Annotated in this window: 21 protein-coding genes; 8 read left to right on the forward strand and 13 right to left on the reverse strand. The window is 66.1% G+C overall.

Annotation, left to right across the window (positions count from 1 at the left end):
• Positions 1-103: 103 nt before the first annotated feature.
• The 8 genes from ACEQZY_RS10095 to ACEQZY_RS10130 all read right to left on the reverse strand — a co-directional run bounded on the left by ACEQZY_RS10095 (position 104) and on the right by ACEQZY_RS10130 (position 12,541).
• Positions 104-1,009: a transglutaminase family protein gene (locus tag ACEQZY_RS10095; protein WP_341702472.1), complete on the reverse strand. Its 906-nt coding sequence runs from the start codon at positions 1,007-1,009 to the stop codon at positions 104-106.
• A 2-nt stretch (positions 1,010-1,011) separates the two neighbouring features.
• Positions 1,012-3,594: a circularly permuted type 2 ATP-grasp protein gene (locus ACEQZY_RS10100; RefSeq protein WP_370153985.1), complete on the reverse strand. Its 2,583-nt coding sequence runs from the start codon at positions 3,592-3,594 to the stop codon at positions 1,012-1,014.
• Between the two features lie 27 nt (positions 3,595-3,621).
• Positions 3,622-6,957, reverse strand: coding sequence for a DUF2126 domain-containing protein (locus ACEQZY_RS10105; protein WP_370153987.1), 3,336 nt, complete (start codon positions 6,955-6,957; stop codon positions 3,622-3,624).
• Positions 6,958-7,093: 136 nt separating this feature from the next.
• Positions 7,094-8,692 carry a gamma-glutamyltransferase family protein gene (locus ACEQZY_RS10110; RefSeq protein ID WP_341702469.1) on the reverse strand — a complete coding sequence of 533 codons (1,599 nt, stop codon included), beginning with the start codon at positions 8,690-8,692 and terminating at the stop codon, positions 7,094-7,096.
• Positions 8,693-8,699: 7 nt separating this feature from the next.
• On the reverse strand, positions 8,700-9,524 hold the full coding sequence (locus tag ACEQZY_RS10115) for a sulfite exporter TauE/SafE family protein (protein WP_341702468.1): 825 nt from the start codon (positions 9,522-9,524) through the stop codon (positions 8,700-8,702).
• Positions 9,525-9,562: 38 nt separating this feature from the next.
• Positions 9,563-10,888, reverse strand: coding sequence for a TRAP transporter large permease subunit (locus ACEQZY_RS10120; protein WP_341702467.1), 1,326 nt, complete (start codon positions 10,886-10,888; stop codon positions 9,563-9,565).
• Positions 10,875-11,423 (reverse strand): TRAP transporter small permease subunit, encoded by a 549-nt coding sequence (locus ACEQZY_RS10125; RefSeq protein WP_341702466.1) that lies wholly within the window; start codon positions 11,421-11,423, stop codon positions 10,875-10,877. The genes ACEQZY_RS10120 and ACEQZY_RS10125 overlap by 14 nt, the downstream gene beginning before the upstream one ends.
• Positions 11,424-11,440: 17 nt before the next feature.
• Positions 11,441-12,541, reverse strand: a complete 1,101-nt coding sequence (locus ACEQZY_RS10130) for a TRAP transporter substrate-binding protein (RefSeq protein ID WP_370153990.1) — start codon at positions 12,539-12,541, stop codon at positions 11,441-11,443.
• 327 nt (positions 12,542-12,868) lie between these two features.
• Between ACEQZY_RS10130 and ACEQZY_RS10135 the strand changes: the two genes are divergently transcribed.
• Complete coding sequence (locus ACEQZY_RS10135) at positions 12,869-14,107, forward strand: MFS transporter (protein ID WP_341702464.1); 1,239 nt, start codon at positions 12,869-12,871, stop codon at positions 14,105-14,107.
• Here the strand turns inward: ACEQZY_RS10135 and ACEQZY_RS10140 are convergent.
• Positions 14,094-14,585, reverse strand: a complete 492-nt coding sequence (locus ACEQZY_RS10140; RefSeq protein ID WP_341702463.1) for a GNAT family N-acetyltransferase — start codon at positions 14,583-14,585, stop codon at positions 14,094-14,096. The genes ACEQZY_RS10135 and ACEQZY_RS10140 overlap by 14 nt on opposite strands.
• 147 nt (positions 14,586-14,732) lie before the next feature.
• Here ACEQZY_RS10140 and ACEQZY_RS10145 point away from each other — a divergent pair, with 147 nt between their 5' ends.
• The gene (locus tag ACEQZY_RS10145; RefSeq protein WP_341702484.1) at positions 14,733-15,476 is read left to right on the forward strand and encodes an RNA pseudouridine synthase; all 744 of its coding nucleotides are present in this window, start codon (positions 14,733-14,735) and stop codon (positions 15,474-15,476) included.
• Here ACEQZY_RS10145 and ACEQZY_RS10150 read toward each other — a convergent pair.
• The 3 genes from ACEQZY_RS10150 to ACEQZY_RS10160 are packed head-to-tail and all read right to left on the reverse strand — an operon-like array spanning position 15,408 to position 17,930.
• A complete protein-coding gene (locus ACEQZY_RS10150; RefSeq protein ID WP_371833203.1) occupies positions 15,408-15,572 on the reverse strand; it encodes a DUF2474 family protein in 165 nt (54 codons plus the stop codon). The two genes, ACEQZY_RS10145 and ACEQZY_RS10150, sit on opposite strands and share 69 nt — an antisense overlap.
• Positions 15,520-16,527: a cytochrome d ubiquinol oxidase subunit II gene (gene cydB / locus ACEQZY_RS10155; protein WP_341702462.1), complete on the reverse strand. Its 1,008-nt coding sequence runs from the start codon at positions 16,525-16,527 to the stop codon at positions 15,520-15,522. The genes ACEQZY_RS10150 and cydB overlap by 53 nt, the downstream gene beginning before the upstream one ends.
• Complete coding sequence (locus tag ACEQZY_RS10160) at positions 16,524-17,930, reverse strand: cytochrome ubiquinol oxidase subunit I (protein WP_341702461.1); 1,407 nt, start codon at positions 17,928-17,930, stop codon at positions 16,524-16,526. Before ACEQZY_RS10160 ends, cydB begins: the two co-directional genes overlap by 4 nt.
• A 223-nt stretch (positions 17,931-18,153) precedes the next feature.
• Between ACEQZY_RS10160 and ACEQZY_RS10165 the strand changes: the two genes are divergently transcribed.
• From ACEQZY_RS10165 to ACEQZY_RS10190, 6 genes are all read left to right on the forward strand, one after another.
• Complete coding sequence (locus tag ACEQZY_RS10165) at positions 18,154-19,599, forward strand: DHA2 family efflux MFS transporter permease subunit (RefSeq protein ID WP_370153993.1); 1,446 nt, start codon at positions 18,154-18,156, stop codon at positions 19,597-19,599.
• A complete protein-coding gene (locus tag ACEQZY_RS10170) occupies positions 19,596-20,417 on the forward strand; it encodes a hypothetical protein (protein WP_370153995.1) in 822 nt (273 codons plus the stop codon). Before ACEQZY_RS10165 ends, ACEQZY_RS10170 begins: the two co-directional genes overlap by 4 nt.
• Before the next feature lie 73 nt (positions 20,418-20,490).
• Entirely contained in the window at positions 20,491-21,645 is a 1,155-nt protein-coding gene (locus tag ACEQZY_RS10175; RefSeq protein ID WP_370153997.1) for an aminotransferase, read from the forward strand.
• A complete protein-coding gene (locus ACEQZY_RS10180; protein WP_370153999.1) occupies positions 21,638-22,846 on the forward strand; it encodes a benzoate/H(+) symporter BenE family transporter in 1,209 nt (402 codons plus the stop codon). Before ACEQZY_RS10175 ends, ACEQZY_RS10180 begins: the two co-directional genes overlap by 8 nt.
• Before the next feature lie 367 nt (positions 22,847-23,213).
• Positions 23,214-24,050, forward strand: coding sequence for a hypothetical protein (locus tag ACEQZY_RS10185; RefSeq protein WP_370154001.1), 837 nt, complete (start codon positions 23,214-23,216; stop codon positions 24,048-24,050).
• Positions 24,047-25,006: a class I SAM-dependent methyltransferase gene (locus ACEQZY_RS10190; protein ID WP_370154003.1), complete on the forward strand. Its 960-nt coding sequence runs from the start codon at positions 24,047-24,049 to the stop codon at positions 25,004-25,006. The genes ACEQZY_RS10185 and ACEQZY_RS10190 overlap by 4 nt, the downstream gene beginning before the upstream one ends.
• A 14-nt stretch (positions 25,007-25,020) precedes the next feature.
• On the opposite strand, the gene ACEQZY_RS10195 is transcribed toward ACEQZY_RS10190, so the two are convergent.
• Positions 25,021-25,644 (reverse strand): TIGR02466 family protein, encoded by a 624-nt coding sequence (locus ACEQZY_RS10195; RefSeq protein WP_370154005.1) that lies wholly within the window; start codon positions 25,642-25,644, stop codon positions 25,021-25,023.
• Between the last annotated feature and the right edge of the window lie 11 nt (positions 25,645-25,655).

The raw sequence follows: 25,655 nt of genomic DNA on the forward strand, positions 1-25,655 counted from the left end.
GCGCATTGGTCATTTCCGGCCGATTTTCGCCATCCGCTTGCGCAAGAAGCGGGCGACCTGCCTGCGGGCTGCCCATCCCCCGGGCAGACAGCCACAGGCCGGACTAGGGCAGCGGCACCAGCTCGACGGCCACCCCGATCCGGTGCGGGCCGCCGCCCAGCACCACGCCGCGCACCGGGCTGATATCGCCGTAATCGCGGCCATACGCGGCGGTGACATGCTCGTCGGAGCAGATCAGGTTGTTGGTGGGATCGAGATCGACCCAGCCGGTCGCAGCGCCGCACCAGACCGACAGCCAGGCATGGCTGGCATCGGCCCCGCGCAAACCTTCCGCCGGCTTCTTGTCCGCCGGCGCCGCCTCGGTGGCCGGCCGCAGGGTACGGATATAGCCGGAGACATAGCGGGCCGCGAGACCGAGGCCGCGCAGCATGGCGATCTCGACATGGGCGAAATCCTGACAGACACCGGCCCGCGCCTCCATCACCGAGGCCACCGGCGTCGAGACATCGGTGGCCGTCGGGTCGTAACGGAAATCCTGGAAAATGCGCATGGTCAGGTCGCGGGCCGCATCCAGAACCGGCCGGCCCGGCGTGAAGCTCTCGCGGGCATAGGCAATCATCTCCGGCGTGCCGGCGGTCAGCGGCGATATCTGGGCGAATTCGCTCTCGGCCATGAACTCCGGAAACCCGTCCCCGGCCAGGGCATCCCGCAGCGTTTCCCAGGCCGGCGTCGTCGCCGCATCGGGCGCCTGATAGGCATCGACCTCGACCTCGGCACGCAGCTCGACATCGAAGCGGGTATGCGGTGCCTCGATGGTCAGGTGTGCGACCCGGTTGCCGAAATGGTCGATCTGCGCCGCCAGCCGGCCGGCCTGCGGATTGGTCGTCACCAGACAGGCCTTGACCCGCTGGCGCGGCAGTTCCGGCAGCGCCAGATGCAGCATGTGATGCGAAATATCGACCGCCCAGGAGTAGGTATAGGAGGTGGTATGCCGCAGCCGGTAGCGCATGGTCAGAGTCCGAAGCCGAAGGCGCGCGCCATCTGCACATGGCTGAAATAGCTGCGCGTCAGTTGATCCGACACATCCATCATCGCCTGGCAGGCCGCATCCAGGCTGCCGCGCAGGCGGGTAGCCAGCTGGGCGAATTCCTCGGGTGCAATCTCGTCGCGGTCGAACTTCGCCACCAGATCGGCAAAAGGCTGGGCCAGGGCAATGCAGTCGGCGCCACGCGGCGGCGCCTCAGGATTGGGCAGGGCGTCGAGATGCTGGGCCATCGTCCTGAGCTGGAACGCCAGCGCATGCGGGTTGCTGACATCCAGCAGCAGAAGGTCGAATACCGCCGCCGCCTGCAGGGTCGAACGGTAGCGCCGCCGGTAGGTCAGGCTGGAATCGTTGATCTCAAGCGCAATCCGGAAGGCGCTGTCCGGGTTGCCGCCGAGCGCCGTGGTCGCCGCGGAAACCGTGCGGCCGATGAAGATGCCGCGCTCGAGCCGGCGGCCGGCATCAAGGAAGCGCCAGCCCGATCCCCGCGTCATATGCTCCGATAGCATGCCCGCAATCGCCGCCGTGGCGCGGATCATCTGGTCGCAGAATTCCAGCATGGCATCGGCATCGCCGGCAGCGACCGGCCGGCTGATATGCAATTCCCCCATCAGGTGGTTGAACATGCGCCACATATCCGCCGACAGACGGTGACGCGAAACCGCCGCCAGTCTTTCGATGCTGTCCAGCGTCTGTCCCATCAGCTGGTTCGGCGCGCAGCTGCGCGTGATCGCATTGGCAAAGGACAACGTGTCCGGCGGCGCCGCCGCATCCTTCTGGTCGATGATGCCGCAGCGGGCCAGCGCCCGGGCCAGAACGGCCATTTCCACCAGATCGCGTGCGGTGGAAAACTCGCCGACCAGCCGCGACAGCACCGCGCGCAGCAGCCGGGCGCCATCGTCCAGCCGCTCAACACTGCGGCCGAGCCAGAACAGGTCTTCGGCAACGCGGCTCTGCAGCGTGCCCGACGAGCGCCGCAATGCCAGCCGCTGGCGCTGGCTGCTGCCACGGATCACGGTCGGCGCCTGCTCCTGCGCCACCACCCAGACATCCTTGTTGACGCCGCCGCGCTGCAGGGTGGCGCCGAAGGGATCGTTTTTCTCCGGGACGCGCGCCATGCCGCCGGGCAGCACGACATACCCATCGCCATCCGCCACCACCTGCACCCGCAAGAGAATCGATTGCGGTTCCAGGCCCTGTTCACCCAGCCCGGGCGCCACCGAGGGAACAATGCGTTCCTGCGCCACAAAATCCGCCGGCCGCGCCCGGATGCGCGCCAGCAGCGCTGCACGCTGGTCGTCCTGCAGGTCGCCCACCACAACAGGCTGGTTGCGCAGGTCGTGGGCATTGCGCACGACCAGATTGTCGAAACGCTGCTCGATTTCGGCCAGAGCATAAGCCTGGCCGCTCCACCAGGTGGCGATGGATGGCAGCAGCAGCCGCGCCCCCAGGAGATGCTCGGCCAGGTTCGGCAGGAAGGCCTGCAGTCCCGGCGCGCCGACCAGACCGCTGCCGATCGCATTGCAGATCGCGACATGCCCCTCACGGGCCGCCTGCATCAGGCCGGCAACCCCGAGGGCGGAATCCGCACGCAGTTCCAGCGGATCGCACCATTCGCCATCCATGCGGCGCAGCACCACGTCGACCTGTTCGAGACCGGCCAGCGTCTTGATGAAGACCTTGCCGTCGCGCATGGCAAGATCGGCGCCCTCGACCAGCGTCGCGCCCAGTTCGCGCGCCAGATAGATATGCTCGAAATAGGCCTCGTTATATGGCCCCGGCGTCAGCAGGACGACCTTCGGATTGTCCGGCCCCGATGGCGCACGCGCCGCAAGATCGGCCTGCCAGTATTCGAAATGGGTGTTCAGCGGCCGCACCCGGCATTGCCGCAGCGCCTGGCCCATCACGCGCGACATCACGCGCCGGTTCTGCAGGGCATAACCGGCCCCGGCCGGGGCCTGGGTGCGGTCGGCTATCACCCGCCAGATGCCGTCCGGGCCGCGCACCAGCTCGGCGGCATAATGCTGCAGCATACGCCCCGGCATCTCGCCGTCCGTGCGGCAGGCCGGGCGGAGAAACTCCTGATGCCCGAAGACCAGCGCCGGCGGAATCCGCCGCTCGGCCAGCAACCGCATCGGCCCGTACAAGTCCCGCAGGACCAGATCGAGCAGGGTCGCACGCTGGATCAGCCCGGCCTCGATATGGCTCCACTCCTCGGCGGACAGCAGCACCGGAACCGGATCGAGGCGCCAGGGCCGCTGTTCCGGCAGGGGCGGCACGATCTCGCTGGCCGCACCGGTATCGCCCGGCAACTCATAGAGATTGTAGGTGACGCCCTCATCCTCGAGATACTGGCGGGCCCGCTGGGCGCGTTCGGCGAGGCCGCTGGAGCCCAGTGTCGACAGACTCGCCAGCAGGCCCTGCCAGTGAGCGCGGATCACACCCTGGCCGGTGACCATTTCATCATAGGCTTCCTCGACCGGCACCATCGGCGCGGAGGCCGGTTGCGCGGCCGGTGCCGGGGCAGTCATGGCCTGCAGGGGCGAGTTCATGGGCGGCATCCGAATCGGGATGCGAGTTTAACCGGTTCGCAGATCGAGAGTAAGCGGCTGTTCGCGCCGGGTCGGCGCCACCGGCACCGGCATTGGCCCGGGTGTGTGGCCCATGGCGAAGAACCGGGCCCGGCGGCGCGCCTCGGCCTCGTTCCCGTTGACCGGGAAAGTGTCGTAGTTGCGGCCACCCGGATGCGCCACATGGTAGCTGCAGCCCCCTAGCGACCGGCCGTTCCAGCCGTCAAACAGGTCGATGGTCAGCGGCGTATGGACGCCAATGGTGGGATGCAGCGCACTGGGCGGTGACCAGGCCTTGTAGCGGATGCCGGCCACATACTCCCCCGGCACGCCGGTTGCCCGCAGCGGCACGGCCCGGCCGTTGCAGGCCAGCACATGGCGGCCGTCCACCAGACCCTGCACCTTGATCTGCAGGCGTTCGACCGCGCTGTCGACATAGCGTGCAGTGCCGCTGCCGGTCGCCTCCTCGCCCAGCACATGCCAGGGTTCCAGTGCATGACGCAGTTCGACCTCAAGCCCGCGCGCGGCAAAGCTGCCGATCTGCGGAAAGCGGAATTCGCCATGGGCGGCGAACCAGTCGCGTTCGAAGGGCAGTCCGGCTTCCTGCAGGTCGTCGAGCACGTCATGGAAATCCTGCAGGCAGAAATGCGGCAGCAGGAATTCGTCATGCAGCCGCGTGCCCCAGCGCACCGGCCGGCGGGTATAGGGCCTGTCCCAGAATACCGACAGCAGGCCGCGCAGCAGCAATTGCTGGGCCAGGCTCATGCGCGCATCCGGCGGCATCTCGAAGGCACGCAGCTCGACAAGGCCGAGGCGGCCGGTCGGGCCATCCGGTGAATACAGCTTGTCGATGCAGAATTCCGTACGATGCGTATTGCCTGTGATATCGACCAGCACATTGCGGAAAATGCGGTCGACCAGCCACAGGGGCGGATCCGGATTGCGGCTGGCCTGCTCGAAAGCGATCTCGAGGTTGACCAGAGCGTCGTCCCGGCCCTCGTCGACACGCGGATGCTGCGAGGTCGGACCGATGAACAGGCCGGAAAACAGATAGGACAGCGACGGGTGATTCTGCCAGTAGCCGACCAGGCTGCGCACCAGGTCGGGCCGGCGCAGGAACGGGCTGTCGGCCGGCTGTGCGGCGCCCATGACGACGTGATTGCCGCCGCCGGTGCCGACATGACGGCCATCAAGCATGAATTTCTCGGTACCCAGCCGGGTCTGCCGTGCCTCGTCGTACAGGACCGTGGTGCGCTCGGTCAGTTCGCGCCAGCTGGCAGATGGGTGGATGTTCACCTCGATCACGCCCGGGTCCGGTGTGACGCTGAAATGCAGCAGGCGGGGATCGCGCGGCGGCAGATAGCCTTCGATCACCACCTTGCGGCCGAGCGTCGCCGCCGTGTCCTCGATGGCGGTGACGAGATCGAGATAGTCTTCCGCCTGCTGCAGCGGTGGCATGAAGACATGCAGCAGGCCGCCGCGCGGCTCGATGCACATGGCGGTACGCGTGACGGAAGCATCGGACTGCTGGCTGCCCGGCGGCAGCGGCGCCTGCTCGCGCCGAAGCTGTCCGGTCACACCCTGGCCGCGCGCCCAGGCCTGCATGCGGTCGGCGACCTGCCGGTTCGCCTCGCGGAACACGGCATGCGGTGGCAGGGGCGGCCGGTCCGCCATGGTGTCTTCGGCATATTGATACGGATAATCCTTGGCGGCCACCCAGGGCAGAGAATCGAGCGGCAGGCGGAAACCCATCGGCGAATCGCCGGGCAGCAGGTACATGGTCTGCGGCCGGAAGAACCATGGCCCGGAGCGCCAGCGCGGCACGCCGCTGCTGTAATCGCGGGTCAGCGGCAGGGCATAACCGACTGCCCTGTCGAGGCCCTGCTCGAACACGCGGGCGAGGCGTGCGCGTTCCTCTGGATCCTGCAGATGCGACCGGAAAGGGTCGACATTCACCGGCAGGCGGCGTTCACGCCACAGGTAATACCAGATATCCTCGAAGCCGGGGATGCGACAGCCCGGATCGACCTGCAGGCGTTCGGCCAGAGTTGCGGCAAAGATGTCGGCATCGCGGTCAGTGGCGCCATCACCGGCATCCTCATCGGCGGCCAGCAGGTCGCGCTCACGCCAGACCGGCTCGCCATCGCGGCGCCAGTGACAGCTCAGCGCCCAGCGCGGCAGCTGCTCACCGGGATACCATTTGCCCTGGCCATAATGAAGCAGCGGCGACGGCGCGAAACGATCAGCCAGTCGCCGCAGCAGCTTGCCCGCCAGCAGCCGCTTGGTCGGCCCGAGGGCGGCCGTATTCCATTCGGCGCCCTCCATGTCGTCGACCGACACGAAGGTCGGTTCGCCGCCCATGGTCAGACGCATGTCGCCGGTGACCAGACGTGCATCGACAGCGTCCCCGAGCGCCAGCATCTTCTGCCAGTTCTCGTCGGAAATCGGCTTGGTCACCCGCGGCGTCTCGCGGAACCGCGTAACCCGCATGTCGTAGTCGAAGCTGACTTCCGCTTTCTCCAGCGCGCCCGAGATCGGTGCTGCCGATTGCGGTTCCGGTGTGGCTGCCAGCGGGATATGACCCTCCCCGGCCATCAGGCCCGAGGTGGGATCAAGGCCGATCCAGCCGGCGCCGGGCAGGTAGACCTCGACCCAGGCATGCAGGTCGGTGAAATCCGCCGCCGGCCCTTCGGGGCCGTCCAGCGGCTTCACGTCGGCCACCAGCTGGATCAGATAGCCCGAAACGAAACGCGTGGCGAAGCCGAGGTGGCGCAGGGCCTGCACCAGCAGCCACGAGGTGTCGCGGCAGGATCCGCTTTTCATCTCCAGGGTCTGCTCGGCGGTCTGCACCCCCGGCTCCATGCGGATGAGATACTTGATTTCGCTGGCCAGCCGCTGGTTCAGGCCGACGAGAAAATCGACGGTGCGGGCGCGCTCGCGCGGCACGGCAGCCAGCCACTGGCTGAGCAGGCGGCCCGGCGGGTCCACGCGCTGGAACGGTGCCAGCTCCTGGTCAAGCGTGTGGTCGTATTCGAAAGGGAAATGCTCGGCATCCGGTTCGAGGAAGAAGTCGAAGGGATTGATGACCGCCATGTCGGCGACCAGGTCGACCACCACCTCGAAACGGTCGGTCTTTTCCGGAAAGACCAGGCGGGCGAGATAATTGCCCTGCGGGTCCTGCTGCCAGTTGATGAAGTGGTCCTGCGGCTCGATGCGCAGCGAATAGCTGAGAACCGGGGTGCGGCTGTGTGGGGCCGGACGCAACCGGATGGTCTGTGGACCGAGGCTGATCAGGCGATCGTAGCTGTAGCTGGTACGGTGATGCAGCGCGACCTGGATGCTCATCCTGCTGGCTCTCGGACAGATGTTCTCTGCCCCGATGCAATCGGTATGCCGCGCGCTTGTCCAGCCCTAAACGGCCAGCCGCGCCATATCCGCCCAATGGCCGGTCAGCCGGCGCCATTTTTTCAGGCAGACCCCATCAGAAGCCGGCTACGGCGCCATCACTGCGCGGATCGGTGGCACCTTCCAGCATACCATCCGTATGCCGCACAATCGCGCCGGCATGCCCCATGGTACCGGTGAAATCCGGCAGCCTTTCCACCAGATGACCGGCCGCCTGCAGTTCGGTGACAAGTGCAGGGTCGAAGCGGCCCTCCAGCTTGAGGCTGACACTGCCCTCGCCCCAGGTCTTGCCCAGCAGCCAGCGCGGTGCGGTGACCGCCGCCTGCAGCTTCTGGCCGAACATGGCATAGCGGCTGAACAGGGCCGACTGGGTCTGCGGCTGGCCCTCGCCGCCCATGGTGCCGTAGACCATTTCCCGCCCGTCGACAAACCGGGCCATGGCCGGGTTCAGGGTATGGAAGGGCATGCGGCCGGGTGCCAGAAGGCGCGGACCGTTCCCGTCCAGCGTGAAGCTGCTGCCGCGGTTCTGCCAGTTGATGCCGGTCTCGGGCAGCACGCAGCCGGACCCGTATTCGAAATAGATCGACTGGATGAAACTGACCATCAGGCCACTGCCGTCGATGGCACCCATCCAGGTGGTGTCGCCGGCTTCCGCCGGCTGCGGCCACGGCAGGGCCGTGCGGCGGTCGACCTTTGCCGCCAGCGCATCAAGGCGGTCGGCCTGCAGCCAGTCTTCCGCCCGCTCCGGCATGCTGTCAGGATCGCCGAGAATGCGGTCGCGCACCAGGAAAGCCTGCTTGGTGGCCTCAACAAGGCCATGCAGATGGTCGAAGCCCTCGGCTTCGCCGACACCGAGCCGGTCGAAGATCGCGAGGATCATCAGCGAGGACAGCCCCTGCGTCGGCGGCGGAAAATTGTACAGGGTCGCCCCGCCGGCTGTGCGGATATCGACGGACAGCGGCGCGAGCCGGCGGGCCCGGTGCGCGGCCAGGTCGGCCCCGGTCACCGGGCTGCCGATAGCGGCGAGATCGGCAGCGATTCTTCCGGCCAGCGCACCGCGATAGAAATCCTCGGTGCCGCCGGCACCGATGGCTTTCAGGGTGGCCGCCAGGGCCGGCAGTTTCAGCAGGCTGCCTTCGCGCGGCGGCCGGCCATCCGGCAGGAAAGCAGCGGCAAAGCCCGGCACATCCTTCAGGCCCGGCAGTTTCTCGGCGGTCAGTTCCTGCTGGCTGGCGGTCACCGGGAAGCCGCTCTCGCCATGCCAGACGGCGTCTTCCATCAGGCGCGACAGCGGCAGGCGGCCACCCAGTTCACTGCTCAGCTGCATTGCCTCGCCCCAGCCGCTGACCGTGGCGGCCACGGTATTGGCGGCCAGCGGTCCGCGCCAGGGGATGCTGTCATGACCGGCGCGGCGGTAGAGGTCCGGTGTCGCCGCGGCGGCGGCGCGGCCGCAGGCCTCGATCGCCACCGGGGCCTGCCCCGGCGCGGCAATCAGCCAGAACCCGTCGCCGCCGATGCCGGTCATATGCGGATAGACCACCGTCAGCGTGGCGGCCATGGCAACCGTCGCCTCGATGGCGTTGCCGCCCTCACGCAGCACGCGCAGGCCGGCTTCGGAAGCCAGATGATGCGGAGCCGTGACCATGCCACGGCGGGCGCGGGGCGTGTTCAGCATGACGTGCCTAGAACAGCAGGCCGTGGAACATGCGCAGGGCGGTCAGGCCGAGGAACACGGCAAAGACCCGCTTCAGGTTCTTCGTGTTCAGGCCATGCGCCATCCGCGCCCCCACCGGCGCCAGCAGCGACGAGGTCGGGAAGATCAGTGCAAAGCCGATCAGGTTGATATAGCCCAGCGAGAATGGCGGCAGATTCTCCGCATTCCATCCGCTGATCACGAATCCGATGGTGCCGGGAATGCCGATGATGAAACCGATCGCCGCAGCCGTGCCAACCGCGCGATGCACCGGATAGCCAAACAGGGTCAGGATCGGCACGCTCAGTGTGCCGCCGCCGATGCCCATCATCGCCGATATGGCCCCGATCACGGAGGCCAGCGCGCTTTTCGGCGGACCTTCCGGGAGGCGTTCGGCGATGCGCCAATCCTGACGTCCGAAGCCCATATGCAGCGAGACGACGGTCGCCACCACGGCGAATACCGCCGTCAGCACCGGCCCGCGTACCACGCCCGCCAGTGCGGTGCCCGCCAGCACGCCAAGGAAGATCCACGGCCCCCAGGACCTCAGCAGGTCGAAATCCACGGCGCCGCGCCGATGATGCGCCCGCACCGACGTCACCGAGGTCACGATGATGGTGGCCAGTGAGGTGCCAACCGCGACCTTCATCCGCACCGCCTCGTCAATGCCGATGCTGGAAAACAGATGCCACAGCACCGGTACGATGACGATGCCGCCGCCGACGCCGAGCAGGCCTGCCGTTATGCCTGCCACTGCACCGGCCGCCAGCAGCAGGCCGCCGAAAATCAGCAGGTCGGAAAGCGGTAGGTCCATGCGAAACAGCCCTTTTTACCCTTGGTGCCAACCGGCCGCTACCAGCCGATGGCCTTCGGCAGCCAGGTGGCAAACGGCGGGTAGAGGAAGACCAGCACCAGAGTGATGATCTGGAGTCCGATGAATGGAACCACACCACGGTAGATGTCAAGCGTGGCGACCTGCGGCGGAGCGACACCACGCAGGTAAAACAGCGCCCAGCCGAAAGGGGGAGTCAGGAAGGAGCTTTGCAGGTTGACCGCGATCAGGATCGCGACCCAGACCAGATTGACACTGTCGGCCTGCAGGATCGGCAGGAATAGCGGCACCACGATATAGCTGATCTCGATCCATTCGATGAAGAAACCGAGGATAAAGATCAGTACCATCATGAAGATGATCACACCGGTGGTCCCGCCCGGAACCAATCGGAAGACATCCTGGACCAATTGCTCGCCATGCAGACCGCGGAAGGCCAGTGCAAAGACCTGGGCGCAGATCAGCACGAAGAACATCATCGCGGTGATCCGGGTGGTGGAATAGACCGCCTCCCGCAGAACCGTCCAGCTGAAGCGGCGTGCCAGTGCCACCACCAGGATGCTGCCCAGAGCGCCCATGGAAGCCGCCTCGGTCGGCGCCGCGACGCCGCCGATGATCGACCCCAGCACGGCGATCACGAGGCCGACCGGCGGCAGCCCGACCTGCAGCACCTTGACCAGCAGTTCCCGCCGCGGCATGGCATCGCGCTCTGCCTGTGGTACCGGCGGCATCAGGTCGGGCCGCAGCCAGCCCAGCCCGAGCAGATAGATGACGTAGACCGCCGACAGCAGCAGACCGGGGAAAACGGCCGCCGCAAACAGCGTGCCGACGGACTCGCCGAAAATATCGGCCAGCAGGATCAGGATCAGGCTGGGCGGAATCAGCTGGCCAAGCGAGCCCGAGGCGCAGATCGCGCCACAGGCAATCCGCGCGTCATAGCCGCGTCGCAGCAGGGCCGGCAGGGTCAGTAGGCCGAGGGTGACGATGGTGGCACCGACCACGCCGGTGGTTGCCCCCATCAGGACGCCGACCAGCACGAGGCCGATACCCATGCCGCCACGCAGGCTTCCGGCCAGATGCCCGATCACATCCATCAGCTCGTCGGCAATGCGGGATTTCTCCAGCATCACACCCATGAAGACGAATAACGGAATTGCCAGCAGGGTGTAGTTCGAGATCACCCCGAAGATGCGCGCCGGCAGCAGGTTGAACAGCAGCGCCCCGAAACCGAGATAACCGAAGACAAAACCGCTGACTGCCAGGGTCAGCGCGACCGGGATACCGAGTGCGAGCAGCAGGAAGAACGAGGCGATGCAGGCAATCGCCAGAATTTCATTCAGCGGCATGACGGGGCGAAACCATGGAACCTGGTTGGCCAGCAGCGGACAGGGCTGCCGACCCGGTGAGAATGACACGCAGGGCAGCCGCCAGGCTCTGCAATACCAGCAGCACGAAACCGGCAGGGATGCAGGCCTTGAGGACCCAGCGATAGGGCAGACCGCCCGGATCGGGCGAGCCCTCGCCGACCGAGAAGGACTGCATCACGTAGGGAATCGACAGCCAGACGATCAGGGCGGAAACCGCCGCCACCAGCAGGAAGGAAACCATTTCGATTCCCCGCTGCAGGCGCGGCGGAAACCGGTTGTAGATCACATCCACCCGGACATGCCCGTCATGCCGGATGGCATAGGCCATGGACAGGATGGCAATCGGGGCCATCAGGTGCCATTCCAGCTCCTGCATGGCCACCGATCCCGTACTGAACGCGTAGCGCAGCAGCACATTCGTCGCCATCACCAGAACGATCGCCAGTGCGGCCCAGGCGGTAACCCGCCCGCAACCCTCGACAACCGCATCCAGCGCCCGCACCACGCGTCCCATGACCTTGCGCTCCGCCGTCAGAGCGACATCGTGCCGCGAATCTGCGACTGGTAGACCGCTTCCGAAATGCCGGCCCACTTGTCGTGGTTGGCCTTGAACTTCATGAAGCTGTCGTGGACTTTCTTCACCGCGGCATCCTTGCCGGCGGCGTCGGACAGCACCTGCTCGGTCACGTCCTTCAGCTTGGCCACCACCTGCGGCGGCAACGGCTGGGCGATGACGCCGTGGTTCTTGACCAGATCGTCCAGCGCCTCGGCATTAGTCGCCTCGCACCAGGTGTGACTGAGCACGTTGCAAGCCGCGGCCGCGGCGCGCACGATCGCCTGCAGGTCGTCCGGCAGCGAGGCCCAGGCCTTGGCATTGACAATCAGCTCGGTGACATTCGACGGTTCGTGCCAGCCGGTGGTGTAGTAGTATTTCGCTGCCTTCTGCAGGCCGAGGCGGCGATCCTGGTAGGGACCGACAAACTCGGCGGCATCGATCACGCCACGCTCCAGCGCCGGGAAGATTTCGCCGCCGGGCAGCAGCTTCACGTCCACGCCGAGCTGGGCATAGACCTTGCCGGCAAGACCCGGAATGCGCATTTTCAGGCCCTTGTAATCGTCAAGGCCGGTAATCGGCTTGCGGTACCAGCCGGTCATCTGCACGCCGGTATTGCCCATCGGCATAGGCACCAGATCGAAGGGTTTGTACAGCTCTTCCCACAGCTGCATACCGCCGCCGTGATACAGCCAGGCATTCATGCCCTGGAAATTCAGACCAAAGGGCACGGTGGTGAAATACTGTGCCGCAAAGCTCTTGCCCGCCCAGAAATAGGCATTGGCGGCATTCATCTCGACCGTGCCTTTGGATACGGCGTCGAAACCTTCCAGCGCCGGGATCAGTTCGCCGGCGGCGAAATGCTGGATCTGCAGACGACCACCCGACATCGACTTGACCATGGCGCAGAAATCCATCGGGCTGCCCGGGCCGGTCACATAGAAGGGCGAGCCCGGCCCATAGGCGTTGGTCATCTTCCACTGGAAGGTCTTCGACTGCGCGGTGGCGACACTCGGCGCGGCAAACGCAGCGGCAGCGCCGCCGGCCAGCCCCGCCTTCACAAAGGTGCGGCGTTTCATGGATCTTGCTCCGTTGGTTGCGGGTTCATTGGCCCAGAATGGCTGGAGAGGCATCCAGTCCGTTGCATCGTGTATGCAATCGATATGCCAGCGATATCGGCTCACTGCTGAATTGGTACAGCCTTGTTTGAAAAGTCAGCTGCGCGTTGCCGCGGACCAATCACCATCGGCTCTGGGACAGATAGGGATCGCATTGCCAATTATATTGGCAGTGCGGGCGGGCCATGCGACCCAGGCACTCCGTATCAGACAGCAAGATGCGTATATCCGGTCGGGCTTGCAGTGCGGCAGAACGCAGGTCGCTTTCCCCTGTCTGCCGATGCCATCATGTCTGAAACCATCCTCACTGCCCCCGCCCGCGACCTGCCGCCCGCTTTCCACCGTCTGGCCTGGTCCAATCTGGCCGCCCAGTCGGCCGAGCAGGTGGCACTGGCCGCCGCGCCGATCGTGGCCGTACTGGCCATGGGGGCCGGCGCCGGCGAGACCGGCCTGCTGCAAACCGCGCAGACCCTGCCCTTCCTGCTGCTGGCGATCCCGGCTGGCCTGCTGGCCGACCGCTGGTCGCGCCGGCTGCTGATGACTCTGGCCGAGGGGCTGCGTGCCCTGTCTCTGCTCGGCATCCTCGCCTGCGCCGCCACCGGCCTGCTCAGCCTGCCGCTGCTGGCGCTGTTCGGCTTTGCCGGTGCCGCCGGAACAGTCGCCTACAGCGTGGCTGCGCCCGCCCTGGTTCCGGCACTGGTGCCACGCGCCCTGCTTGGCCTTGCCAATGGCCGTATCGAGCTCGCCCGCACGGCGGCTTTTGCCGGTGGCCCTGCCCTGGCCGGCCTGCTGGTCGGCTGGACCGGTGCCACCCCGGCCTTTGCCGTCGCCGTGCTGCTGTCGACGGCGGCAGCCCTGCTGCTGAGGGGACTGCACGAGCCCGCCCGGATACCGGCACCGGCGCGACACCCCTTACGCGACCTGCGGGATGGCACGACCTTCACACTGGGCCATCCCCTGCTGCTGCCGATGCTGCTGACGCAAATGGTGTTCAATACCGCATTCTTCATCCTGATGGCCGTCTTCGTGCCCTATGCCGTGCAGCGGCTGGGCCTTGATGCCGGCGAAACCGGCTTCACACTCGCTTTCTACGGAGCTGGCATGCTGGCCGGCGCGCTGCTGGCACCGCGGATCATGCGTTGTCTGCGCTTCGGTATCGTCGTTGCAATCGGCCCGGTGGCAGGCTTCATCGCCGCGATGGTCATGGTCTCGACGCTTTGGCTGCCGCATCCGGCACTGGCCTGCCTCGCCTTCCTGCTGATCGGTGCCGGACCGATCCTGTGGACGATCAGCACCACGACATTGCGGCAGGCCGTCACCCCGGCCGCGATGCTGGGCCGTGTCTCGGCTCTGTTCACCATGGCACAGGGTTGCCGCCCCGTCGGCGCCGGCATCGGTGCCGCCGTCAGCCTCCTGTGGAGCATGGAAGCCTGTCTCGTGGCCGCCGCGACCGCCTTCGCCTTGCAGGCAATGATCCTGCTGGCCTCGCCGGTGCCGCGGCTGTCCGCCCTGCCTAGCGACACATGAACAGGACAGGCAGGGCTTCGGTGCCGGCAGGCATCACGCCCGGTTCCACGGCGCGGTAGCCCAGCGTTTCATACAACGGCACGGCGTTGATGTTGGCCCGCACGAACAGGTGCGGCAGGCCAGCGGACCCCGCCCGCGTCTCGGCTGCGCGCACCATAGCCGTGGCCAGGCCGCGGCGGGAATATGCCGGATGCACGAAAACCTTGCGGATACGCGCCGTGTCCGGCCGGTCGGACATTGCCAGCCAGCCGGCCGTGGCGACCAGCAGGCCTGCACCATCGCGGGCCAGCAGCAGGTTGCTGCCTGCCAGGTCCTCAACATAGGCGGGAGATGCGACCAGCGCATCATGGGCGGCGATCTGCGCCGGTGTGTGATGGCCGGCGGCCAGTGCACGGAATGCCTGCCGATGCAGGGCCCGCACAGCCTCGACATCGGCCGGACCGTAATCATGAAGTGAGAAACCCGCAGGCAGAAGCATGACGGAACCCTAGGGAATGCCGGGCCGGGCCGGCAAGCGACCAGAGGACTGGCAGCCTTCTTATAGCTGGACCGCTGCCGGAAACATGCAGACGGCTTGACGGCTGCCGCCGTCCGGTCCATGCCATGCCCCATGGCCACCGCCTCCCTGACCGCCGCTGACCTGGAAGCCCGCCTGCTGTATCGCGATGGGCTGATGCTGATTCTCGACAAGCCCGCCGGCCTGCCCGTACATGCCGGGCCCGGCGGCGGAGAGAATCTTGAGCGCTATTTTCAGCATCTGCGCTTCGGCCTGCCGAAACCGCCGGCACTGGCGCACCGGCTGGACCGCGACACCTCGGGCTGCCTGGTGCTTGGCCGTCATCCGAAAGCGCTGCGCCGCCTGGGCAAACTGTTCCAGGAAGGCCGCGTCGGCAAAGTCTACTGGGCCATTGCACGCGGCCAGCCGGCCGCTCCGGAAGGGCGGGTCGACCTGCCGCTGAAGAAACTGTCCACCAAGGCTGGCGGCTGGCGCATGGTGACCGCCGAGGACGGCCAGCAGGCGGCAACCGGCTATCGCGTCCTCGGTCAGGGCGGCGGGCTGAGCTGGATCGAATGCCGGCCGCAGACCGGGCGCACACACCAGATCCGCGTGCATCTCGCCGCGCTGGGCTGCCCTCTGCTGGGCGACCACCAGTATGGTGATGCCGCAGCCGACCGCGACCTGCCGCTGCACCTGCACAGCCGCAGCATCACGCTGCCGATCTATCCGAAGCGAGATCCCATCACTGTCATGGCTGCCCCGCCGCCCCACATGCAGGCCGCGCTGGCGCAATGCGGCTGGTCAGCTCTTCAGGATGAAGCGGATCGCCAGACCGGCCAGACCGACGGCAAGAACCCCGGCAGCCCATAGCACGGCGAACCACAGCAGCCGTCGCCACAACGGCCGGCGCTGTTCAGTGGTAGCCGGCATGGTCGTCCACCTTGCCGCGGAAGACCCGGTAGGCATAGGCCGTGTAGGCCAGGATCACCGGCAGCAGGATGGCGGCGCCGACCAGAAGGAAACCGAGACTGGCGTCCGGCGCTGCCGCCTCGCGGATGGTGATGGAGGGCGGCACCATCAGCGGCCAGAAGCTGATCCCGAGACCGGCATAGGACAGCACGAACAGGGCCAGCGTCGCAAAAAACGGCTGTGCCTCGCGGTGACGGCGATGCAGGCCGTTCCACAGCAGCCAGGCAGCCGCCAACACCAGCACCGGCATAGGCGCAGTGAGAATCAGGTTCGGCCAACCGAACCAGCGATCGAGGAAGCGGGCATTCAGCAGCGGTGTCCACAGGCTGACAATGCCGATCATCGCCACCAGCAGCACCGCCAACCGCCGCGCCAGCAGATAGCAGCGGTCCTGGACGGCGCCATCGGTCTTGATGATCAGCCAGGTCGCGCCCAGCAGGGCATAACCGACCACCAGGGCCACGCCGGTCAGCAGGCTGAACGGCGTCAGCCAGTCCCACCAGCCCCCGGCATAGGCGCGACCTTCCACATGGATGCCCTGCACGAGGCCTCCCAGCGCAATACCCTGCATCAGTGCCGCCAGCAGCGAACCCAGGGCGAAGCTGTAGTCCCAGACACGCTTCCAGCGCCGGGTGCGCCAGCGGAATTCGAAGGCGACTCCACGAAAGACGAGGCCGAGCAGCATGGCGGTCAGCGGCGCATAGAGCGCCGGCAGCACAATCGCGTAAGCCAGTGGAAAGGCCGCTAGCAGGCCACCGCCGCCCAGCACCAGCCAGGTCTCGTTGCCGTCCCAGACCGGGGCCACCGAATTCATCAGCCGGTCGCGTTGGCGTTCCTCGCGGAACAGCGGAAAGAGAATGCCGATGCCAAGGTCGAAACCATCCAGCACCACATAGGCCAGCACCGCGAAGGCGATCAGGCCGGCCCAGATCAACGGCAGGTCGATGGTCATGGTTTCTCCTCTGCCAGCAGATCAACCACTGGTGCCCCGCTGGTGCTGCGCAAGGGCGCTTCCGGCAGTGGCGGTTCCGCCACCTCGATACCCGGCGGCCGCCCCATCAGGCGGAACAGGTAGAAAATGCCGGCCCCGAAAACGAGAAAGTAAACCACCACGAAGGCCAGAAGCGAAGTGGCCACGCCGGGCAGGCCGATGGGCGACACGGAGTCAGCGGTGCGCAGCAGGCCATAGATCGTCCAGGGCTGGCGGCCGACTTCTGTGGTCACCCAGCCGGCCAGCACGGCAATGAAGCCGCTCGGCCCCATCATCACGGCAGCCCGGTGCAGCCACGGCGCCTCGTAGAGCCGCCCGCGCCAGCGCCACAGCAGGGAGATGCCGCCCATCAGCGCCATCAGCAGGCCAAGCCCGACCATGATACGGAAGCTCCAGAACACCACGGCGGCATTCGGCCAGTCCTCGCGCGGAAAAGCCTTCAGGCCGGCGACATGGCCATCCCAGTCGTGGGTCAGGATCAGGCTGCCGAGTTTCGGGATTTCGACCGCATATTTCGTCTCGGCCGCGTCGTTGTCGGGCAGGCCAAACAAGATCAGCGGCGCGCCATTATGGCTGTCGTAGTGACCCTCCATGGCAGCGACCTTGGCAGGCTGATGCTTCAGCGTGTTCAGGCCGTGCAGGTCACCGGCAAAAATCTGCACCGGGGCAACGATGGCCGCCATCCACATCGCCATCGAGAACATCATCCGGGCGGCGACATTGCCGCGATCCTTCAGCAGATGCCAGGCGCCAACTGCGCCAACCACGAAGGCGGTGGTCAGGTAGGCAGCGAGCACCATATGTACCAGCCGGTAGGGGAAGGACGGATTGAAGATCACTGCCAGCCAGTCTTCCGGCACGAACTGACCGTTCGGGGCCAGCACATGGCCGGCCGGGGTCTGCATCCAGCTGTTGACCGCGAGGATCCAGAAGGCCGAGAGAAAAGTGCCGAACGCCACCATCAGGGTGGCGAAGAAATGCAGGCCACGGCCGACCCGGTTCATCCCGAACAGCATCACCCCCAGGAAACCGGCCTCGAGAAAAAAGGCTGACAGGACCTCATAGCCCATCAGCGGACCGATCACCGGGCCGGCCCTGTCAGAGAAGACCGACCAGTTGGTGCCGAACTGGTAACTCATCACGATGCCCGACACGACACCCATACCGAAGGTAACGGCAAAGATAGTCTGCCAGAAGCGGAAGATGCGGATGAAGACATCCCGCTTCGTCCACAGCCACAGACCCTCCAGCACGGCGAGATAGCTGGCCAGCCCGATGGTGAAGGCCGGGAAGATGATATGGAACGAGACCGTGAAAGCGAATTGCAACCGGGCGAGAAACAGGGGATCGAACAGCGGGTGCATCGGGAACTCCGTTGCTAGCCTCATCCGCCAGCGACTTCCACGCGCGGACGATGTATAACATGCAGCGATGACGATGCGGATCAAGGCAGATACGGCGGGCGGATTGCCGCACTGCGGCCGCCGGTCGCACTCCCCGGGGGCGAATGCCTCCCCTGCAGGATTTGCAACGGTCTGGAAACCACTTGCGGGCTAGGATCAGGCTTCCGCCGCTTGTGCCTCTGTCATGCTGATCCCCCTTATCGTCGCCTGCGCGCTGTTCATGGAAAACCTCGACAGCAGCGTGCTGGCCACCGCGCTGCCGAGCATTGCCGCCTCGTTGGGCGAAAGCCCGCTGCGGCTCAATCTTGCCATTACCTCTTACCTGTTCAGTCTGGCCGTTTTCATTCCGGTCAGCGGCTGGGTCGCCGACCGTTTCGGTGCCCGCACCGTCTTTCGGGCCGCCATCGCCGTCTTCACCATCGGCTCCCTGCTCTGCGGCCTGGCCGACAGCTTCTGGACTCTCGTCGGTGCCCGTATCCTGCAGGGCCTCGGCGGTGCCATGATGGTGCCGGTCGGCCGTCTGGTGATGCTGAAATCGGTTCCCAAATCCGAACTGGTGCGCGCTATTGCCTGGCTGACCGTGCCCGCCCTGATCGGTCCGGTGATCGGCCCGCCGCTCGGTGGCTTCCTGACCACCTATCTGTCCTGGCGCTGGATCTTCTGGATTAACCTGCCGATCGGCCTGCTCGGCATGATTCTGGTCACGCTGTATATCCCGAATATCCGCGAGGATGACGTGCCGCCGCTGGATATGCGCGGCTTCCTGCTGTCGGCCTTCGGCCTGACCGGTCTGGTGTTCGGCTTCGAGACCATCGGCCGCGGCCTGCTGCCCGGGTCCGCCGTCGCCGGCCTGCTGGTCATGGGCGCGATCGGCACCGGCCTCTATATCCGTCACGCCCTGCGGCATCCGCATCCGGTGCTCGACCTGCGGCTGCTGAAAGTGCCGACTTTCCGGGCCGGCATCGTCGGTGGCTTCCTGTTCCGTATCGGTGTCGGTGCCCTGCCCTTCCTGCTGCCGATGATGCTGCAGCTCGGCTTCGGGCTCAGCGCCTTCGAATCCGGCATGATCACCTTCGTCTCGGCCGCCGGAGCCCTGACCATGAAGATGGCGGCCGGTCCGATCCTGCGCCGTTTCGGTTTCCGCACCGTGCTGATCGGCAATGCCGTTCTCAGCGGCGGCTTCATCGCCATCTGCGGCCTGTTCCGGCCAGACACGGCGCATGCACTGATTCTCGGCCTGCTGCTGATGGGCGGTTTCTTCCGTTCGCTGCAATTCACCAGCATCAACACGCTGACCATTTCGGATATCGAGACCGGCCGCATGAGCCGCGCCACCAGTTTCACCAGCATGATGCAGCAGCTGTCGCTGTCCACCGGGGTCGGCCTCGGCGCACTGGTTCTGCACGCCACGGTCAGCGCTGCCGACGGAACCGGGCAGATCGGGGCCGGTGATTTCAGTCCGGCCTTCTTCACTGTCGGCTTCGTCGCAATGTTTGCAGCGCTGGCCTTCATCCACCTGCCCTCGAATGCCGGCGCCGAGGTCAGCGGCCATCGCCTGTTCGCCCCGACCCAGAGGCTGAGCCAGGGAACACCGCCGCCGGAGCCGGCCGCCACGGAGCGACCGCAATGACCGGCGACGATCTCGTCTGGCTGGCCATCCCGGCCCGCGGCATCGCCACCGCCCTGTTCGTCGGCGGGGTCATCTGGCTGATGGAGCGCGCTTCGCCCTTCATCGGCGGCATCGTACTGGCCCTGCCGATCGTCACGGCGCCCGCCTACCTGTTCCTGCTGGTGCATGACGGACCGGCCTTTGCCAGCCACGCCGCGCTCGGCAGTCTCGCCACCATCGGCGCCGTGCAGCTGTTTCTCGCAGTCGTCATCGCCCTGCTGGCCAGATTGCCGATGACATTTGCCCTGCCGGCCGCCCTGGCAACCTGGACCATCGCGGCAGCTGGCATCCGCCTGCTGCCCGCCGCCTTGCCGGTCTCGCTCGCCGTCTTTGCCACGGCCGCCCTGCTGGCATGGACCGCCGGGCGCCGGGTGCCCCTGACCGCGCCGGCCGCGCGCGGTCGCTCGCCGGTCTATGAAGTGGCGCTGCGCGGCGCTGCCGCCGGACTGCTGGTGGCCTTCATCAGCGGCACGGCCGACCTGCTGGGCCCGCGCATTGCCGGCATCCTTGCCTCCTTCCCGGTCGCCCTGCTGGTGGTCTGCTTGTTCATGCCGCGCCGACTGGAAACGGCGGGCATGCGGGCGGCCCTGCGTGCCACGCAATACGGCCTGCTGAGCCATGTGCCTTTCTTTCTCAGTCTGATCCTGCTGCCCGGCCGACTGGGCGGTGTGGCGGGCTTCGTGATCGGCATCGCCGGTTCGCTGGCCGTGGCCCTGCTGCTGGCCATGCTGCGACGGCTGATCCTGCGTCGGCAGGCGGTAAAACCGCAGCCGGCCTGAGGGATAAGGCGGCTTCCGGGCCGACCGGCCGCGTGCTACACCCTGCCGGCAAAGATAACAAAGACCATTCGCCATGAATCCGATCTTCGCCGACATCCCCACCACCATCTTCGAGACCATGTCGCGGCTGGCGATCCAGCACCAGGCGATCAATCTGGGCCAGGGCTTTCCCGACGATCCCGGGCCCGAGGATGTGCGCCGCGCCGCCGCCGAAGCGGTGCTGACGGGATGGAACCAGTATCCGCCGATGATGGGTCTGCCCGAACTGCGCCAGGCGGTGGCGGCGCACTACCGGCGCTTCCATGCCCTCGACCTCGACTGGGAGCGCGAGGTGATGATCACATCGGGGGCCACCGAGGCGCTGGCCGGCAGCCTGCTGGCCCTGATCGAACCCGGCGACGAGGTCGTGCTGTTCCAGCCGATGTATGATGCCTATCTGCCGCTGGTGAAGCGTGCCGGTGGCGTGCCGAAATTCGTCACCCTGCGCCCGCCGCACTGGCGCATCGACGAGGCGGCCCTGAAGGCCGCCTTCTCGCCGAAGACGAAAGCCGTGATCTTCAACAACCCGCTCAATCCGACCGCGACCGTTTTCCCGCGCGAGGATCTCGAACTGCTCGGCCGCTATCTCGAAAAGCACAACGCCATAGCGATCTGCGACGAGGTCTGGGAACATGTGCTGTTCGACGACCTCCGGCACGAGCCGCTGATCGGCCTGCCTGGCCTGCGCGAACGCTGCGTCAAGATCGGCTCCGCCGGCAAGATCTTCTCGCTGACCGGCTGGAAGGTCGGTTTTGTCTGTGCCGCTCCGGCGATCATGAAGGTGCTGGCCAAGGCACACCAGTTCATCACCTTCACCACGCCGCCGAACCTGCAGACCGCCGTGGCCTATGGCCTCGGCAAGACCGACGATTATTTCCTCGGCATGCGCCGCGACCTGCAGGCGGCACGCGACCGCTTCGCCGCCGGGCTGACGCAGGCCGGGCTGACCGTGCTGCCCAGCCGGGCAACCTATTTCCTCAATATCGACCTCAGCCCGCTCGCCAACAATATCGACGATGCCGCATGGTGCACCCGGCTGGTGGAAGAGGCCAAAGTCGCCGCCATCCCGGTCAGCGCCTTCTATGCTGCCGACCATGTGCGCAGCGTCGCCCGCTTCTGCTTCGCCAAGAGCACCGACAAGCTGGATGGTGCCGTCGCGCGGATCGCCGACTTCGTGAAACATGGCTGAAGCAATGCCATCCGGCCTGCCGCTGACGGCGCCGGCAGCGCCGGCAATTGCCGCCGGCCTGCTGGCGGCCTTCGTCGGTTTTGCCTCGTCCTTTGCGGTGATCGTGAAGGGCCTGACCGCCGTGGGCGCCACGCCGGCCCAAGCGGCATCCGGCCTGATGGCGCTGTCCATTGCCATGGGCCTCTGCGCGGTAATCCTCAGCCTGAAAACCCGCCTGCCGGTCAGCATCGCCTGGTCCACGCCCGGCGCCGCCCTGCTGGCCACCACCGGCATGGCGGAAGGCGGCTTTGCGGCCGCCATCGGCGCCTTTCTTGTCTGCAGCGCGCTGATCGTGCTGGCCGGCCTGTGGCGATCACTCGGCCGCTGGGTGGCGGCGGTTCCGGCAGCCCTGGCCAACGCGATGCTGGCCGGCGTGCTGCTCGGCCTGTGTCTCGCGCCGGTAAAAGCCGTGATCCAGGCGCCGGCCATGGGGCTGGCCATCGTGATCGCCTGGGCGGTGACGGCGAAGCTCCGGCGGCTTTATGCGGTTCCGGTTGCCGTGCTGGTCGCCGCGCTGCTGATCGCAACGACCACGACTTTCCCGGCCGGCAGCCTCGGCGACCTGTGGCCGCGGGCCGAAATCGTCATGCCGCAATTCCCGTTGTCTGCAATGATCGGTATTGCGCTGCCGCTGTTCATCGTCACCATGGCGTCGCAGAACATCCCTGGCATCGCCATCCTGAATGCAAATGGCTACCGGCCGGCGCCGGGTCCGTTATTCACTACCACCGGCATCTTCAGCCTGCTGGCGGCACCATTCGGCGGCCATGGTGTCAACCTTGCCGCCATCACGGCTGCGCTCTGTGCCGGCGAGGAGGCCGGCCCGGACCCAAAGGCACGGTACTGGGCGGCGGCGATTTCCGGTTTCGCCTACATCCTGCTCGGCCTCGGCGCGCAGGCAGCAACGGCCTTCATGACCGCCGCACCGCCGATCCTGATCGAGGCGGTGGCCGGCCTTGCCCTGCTGGGCGCCTTCGGCACCGCATTGCTGGGGGCGATGAAGGAGGCGGAAGACCGCGAGGCCGCCGTGATGACCTTCCTGGTGACCGCTTCGGGCCTCAGCTTCTTCGGGATCGGCGGCGCTTTCTGGGGCCTAGCTGCCGGCGGCGCCGTCATGGCCCTCGGCCGCTGGAGAAGAGGCAACCGTCAGCCCGGCCTGTGATGACAGGTGCCTCTCCGCTGAGCGTCTGTTAGGCTGCCGGAGCGATTCGCGCCGTGTGTCGCGCCGAGGCCCAGTGACCGACCGGAACATCTTCTCGATCCTCCTCTGCAGCAGTGCGCTGACGGTTTTCTTCCTGACGACCATCCGTCGCCAGTCGAAGTTCGGCGGCGGTCTTCCGCTGCTGCTGCAGAGTTTCATCCGGGCGCCCCGGATAGGCCGCGTCGAATCCGCCACGCGCTTCGGCACCTATGGATACGCGACCCAGCTGAAGACCCGGTTCCTGAATGCGACGGTTGGCCGTTCAGTCTTTCTTCTGCTGGAGGATGATGTTCTGCTGCCACATCCCAGAGCCCTGAGCGGCCAGGAGGTGGCGAAGACCGGCGGCGGGCGCTATCTGCACGTCGAGAACACGATCTTCTTCTCCCCGTCCGACAACGTCATGGCAGACAGGCCAATCCGTGACTACAAGCTGATCGAGACGCTCACCGAGGATATGAAGAAGGTCAGCGCATTGCGCGGCCTTAACAAGCAGCGCACCGGAACCGGCAATTTCGGCCTCTGGCTGCTGGCAAAGCTGCAGGTCTATCTGGGCGCCGCCCTGCAGATCGGCACTGCAGTGCCGGAAGCCTCCGGCGGATTTCATCTCTCCGAGGTCGGCATAGACTGCCGGCCGCTCGGCTTTGGCGAAATCCTTGCGAAACATATTGCTGTGCAGTGGTCTGGACCTGAGAATGACTGGTACCGGATCGAAATACAGGCGGATGCCGTCACCGCACCATGGCTGGCCGGACCCGCCCATATCGAAATGACGGTTGGTTGCACAGCGGATTGCCATCTGCGCCTCGAACGGGCCATCCTGCGCGGCGGCGACCAGGTGTGGGCAGATATGTCCCTCAGCTGGTCGGCAGCCGGACTGACATCCGCCGCCCTGCATCTGTCCGATCTCGCATCCATCCGGGCCGGCATGTCCGAAGCCTGCGGCACGGCCGCGGAGTACCAGACATGGCTGACCGGTTTCGTTGCGGCACTGCGCGACGGCGACATCCCGCTCGGCTGCCGGATCGACGCCGATGCAGCGGCGATTCTGATCGCGACACTCGCACCGGCAGCAACTGTGGCGGGCCTGCAGGCGATCGTTGAGCAGGATGCAGATGAACAAGCCCCGGCCGGTTTAACCCTGCGCTGTCTCACGGAGGGTATATGACCGTTCAGGCTGCCGATCCTGCCTCGCTGACCAACGCCTTTGGAAAATCGCTGGATCCTGCCTTTGCCGCTCGGCTTGCCGGAATCTTCCATTCTCCGGTTGTCTCCGCTGCCACAGACCGACTGACCCTTGCCGATGGTTCCTCGATACCGGTGGTCAACGGAGTTCCCCGCTTTGTGGCATCGGACCAGTATGTAAGGTCCTTCTCATTCCAGTGGACGCTGTACAAATCGGCGCAGCATGACGCTCCGAACAATTCCGATTTCAGCAAAACCGACTTCATCTCGAAAACGGGATTAACTCCGGAAGACGTGCGCGGAAAACTGGTGCTGGATGCCGGCTGCGGCAGCGGCCGCCTTCTTGAATTGCTGGCGGAATGGGGGGCCTGGGTGATTGGGGCAGACCTCAGCCTGTCGGTGGATGTTGCCCATCACTGCCTGCTGGGGCACGACCGCTCGATCGTTCTGCAGGCTGATATCGGCAATCTGCCATTTCGTCCTGAGACCTTCGATTTCGTCGTCTCCTGCGGCGTATTGCACCACACGCCGGATACCCGGGAGTATGCTGGCCGGCTGGTGCCGCTGGTGCGCCCCGGCGGAGAACTGGCCATCTGGGTTTACGGCCCGCATCTCGCCAAACGGCAGCACTGGATTCCCCTGACCTCACGTCTGCCGCACAAGGCCTTCAATGAATGGTGCCACTGGATCACCGGCCTTGCCCGCACCTGGCCCGACAATCATCTGCTCGAGATCCTCTACCGGCAGATGCCCTTCACCTTCAGGCACGAGACCCACGACCGCTCGGCGCTGGCGATGTTCGATGGCTACACGCCGACCTATCACGGCGTACATACCGAAGAAGAAATGATGGAATGGTTCAGGGATTTCGGTCTGGTCGACATGCGCAGCAGCCGACTGCAATCCTCAATGCGCGGCCGCAAACCGGATACCGCCTGATCGCCGGGGGCATGTCAGCCTGCGGTCCAGCCATAGTTAAAACTTACTGAAATGCGTTCATTCCTTGTGAAGCTGGGCGGCACTTCATGGCGCAGCCAGCTCTCGAACAGGATCACCTGTCCGGATTTCGGCTTCACACTGACATGCAGCCGCTCACGCGGCGGCAGGTCGCTCCGTTTCGGCGGTGCCGCCATCAGGCGGTCGAGACGCGGATCCTCGAACTTGATCGCGGCCGAACCGCGCGGCACCTGCAGATAATACGTACCGCTGATGAAACTGAGCGGATGCAGGTGCAGGCCATGGGCCACCGCGCCAGCCATCATGTTGACCCAGCAGTCGGTCATTTCCAGACGGCGGCCGCGCAGGTCGTAGCCGAGTGCCTTCGCGTAGGCTTTCGCATGGGGTGCGATGGCCTTTTCCAGTGCCGCAAAGCCCGACGAGATCAGATGCAGCTTGTCGTGGCTGCCATAGGACGTGTAACCGCCCGGATAATGCCGCGCGCTCCAGTCCTGGCCTGCGGCATCAGCCAGCCGCAGGCTGTCGCATTCATCGATCAGGGTACGGTTGAGGCGGTCGAGACCGCTGCGCTTCAGCGGCGCCGAGTAGATGCGGGTCGGAAACAGGCTGAGCAGGGTCATGGCCCGGCCTT

It is taken from the genome of Ferrovibrio sp. (assembly GCF_964218355.1).
Classification (GTDB): domain Bacteria; phylum Pseudomonadota; class Alphaproteobacteria; order Ferrovibrionales; family Ferrovibrionaceae; genus Ferrovibrio.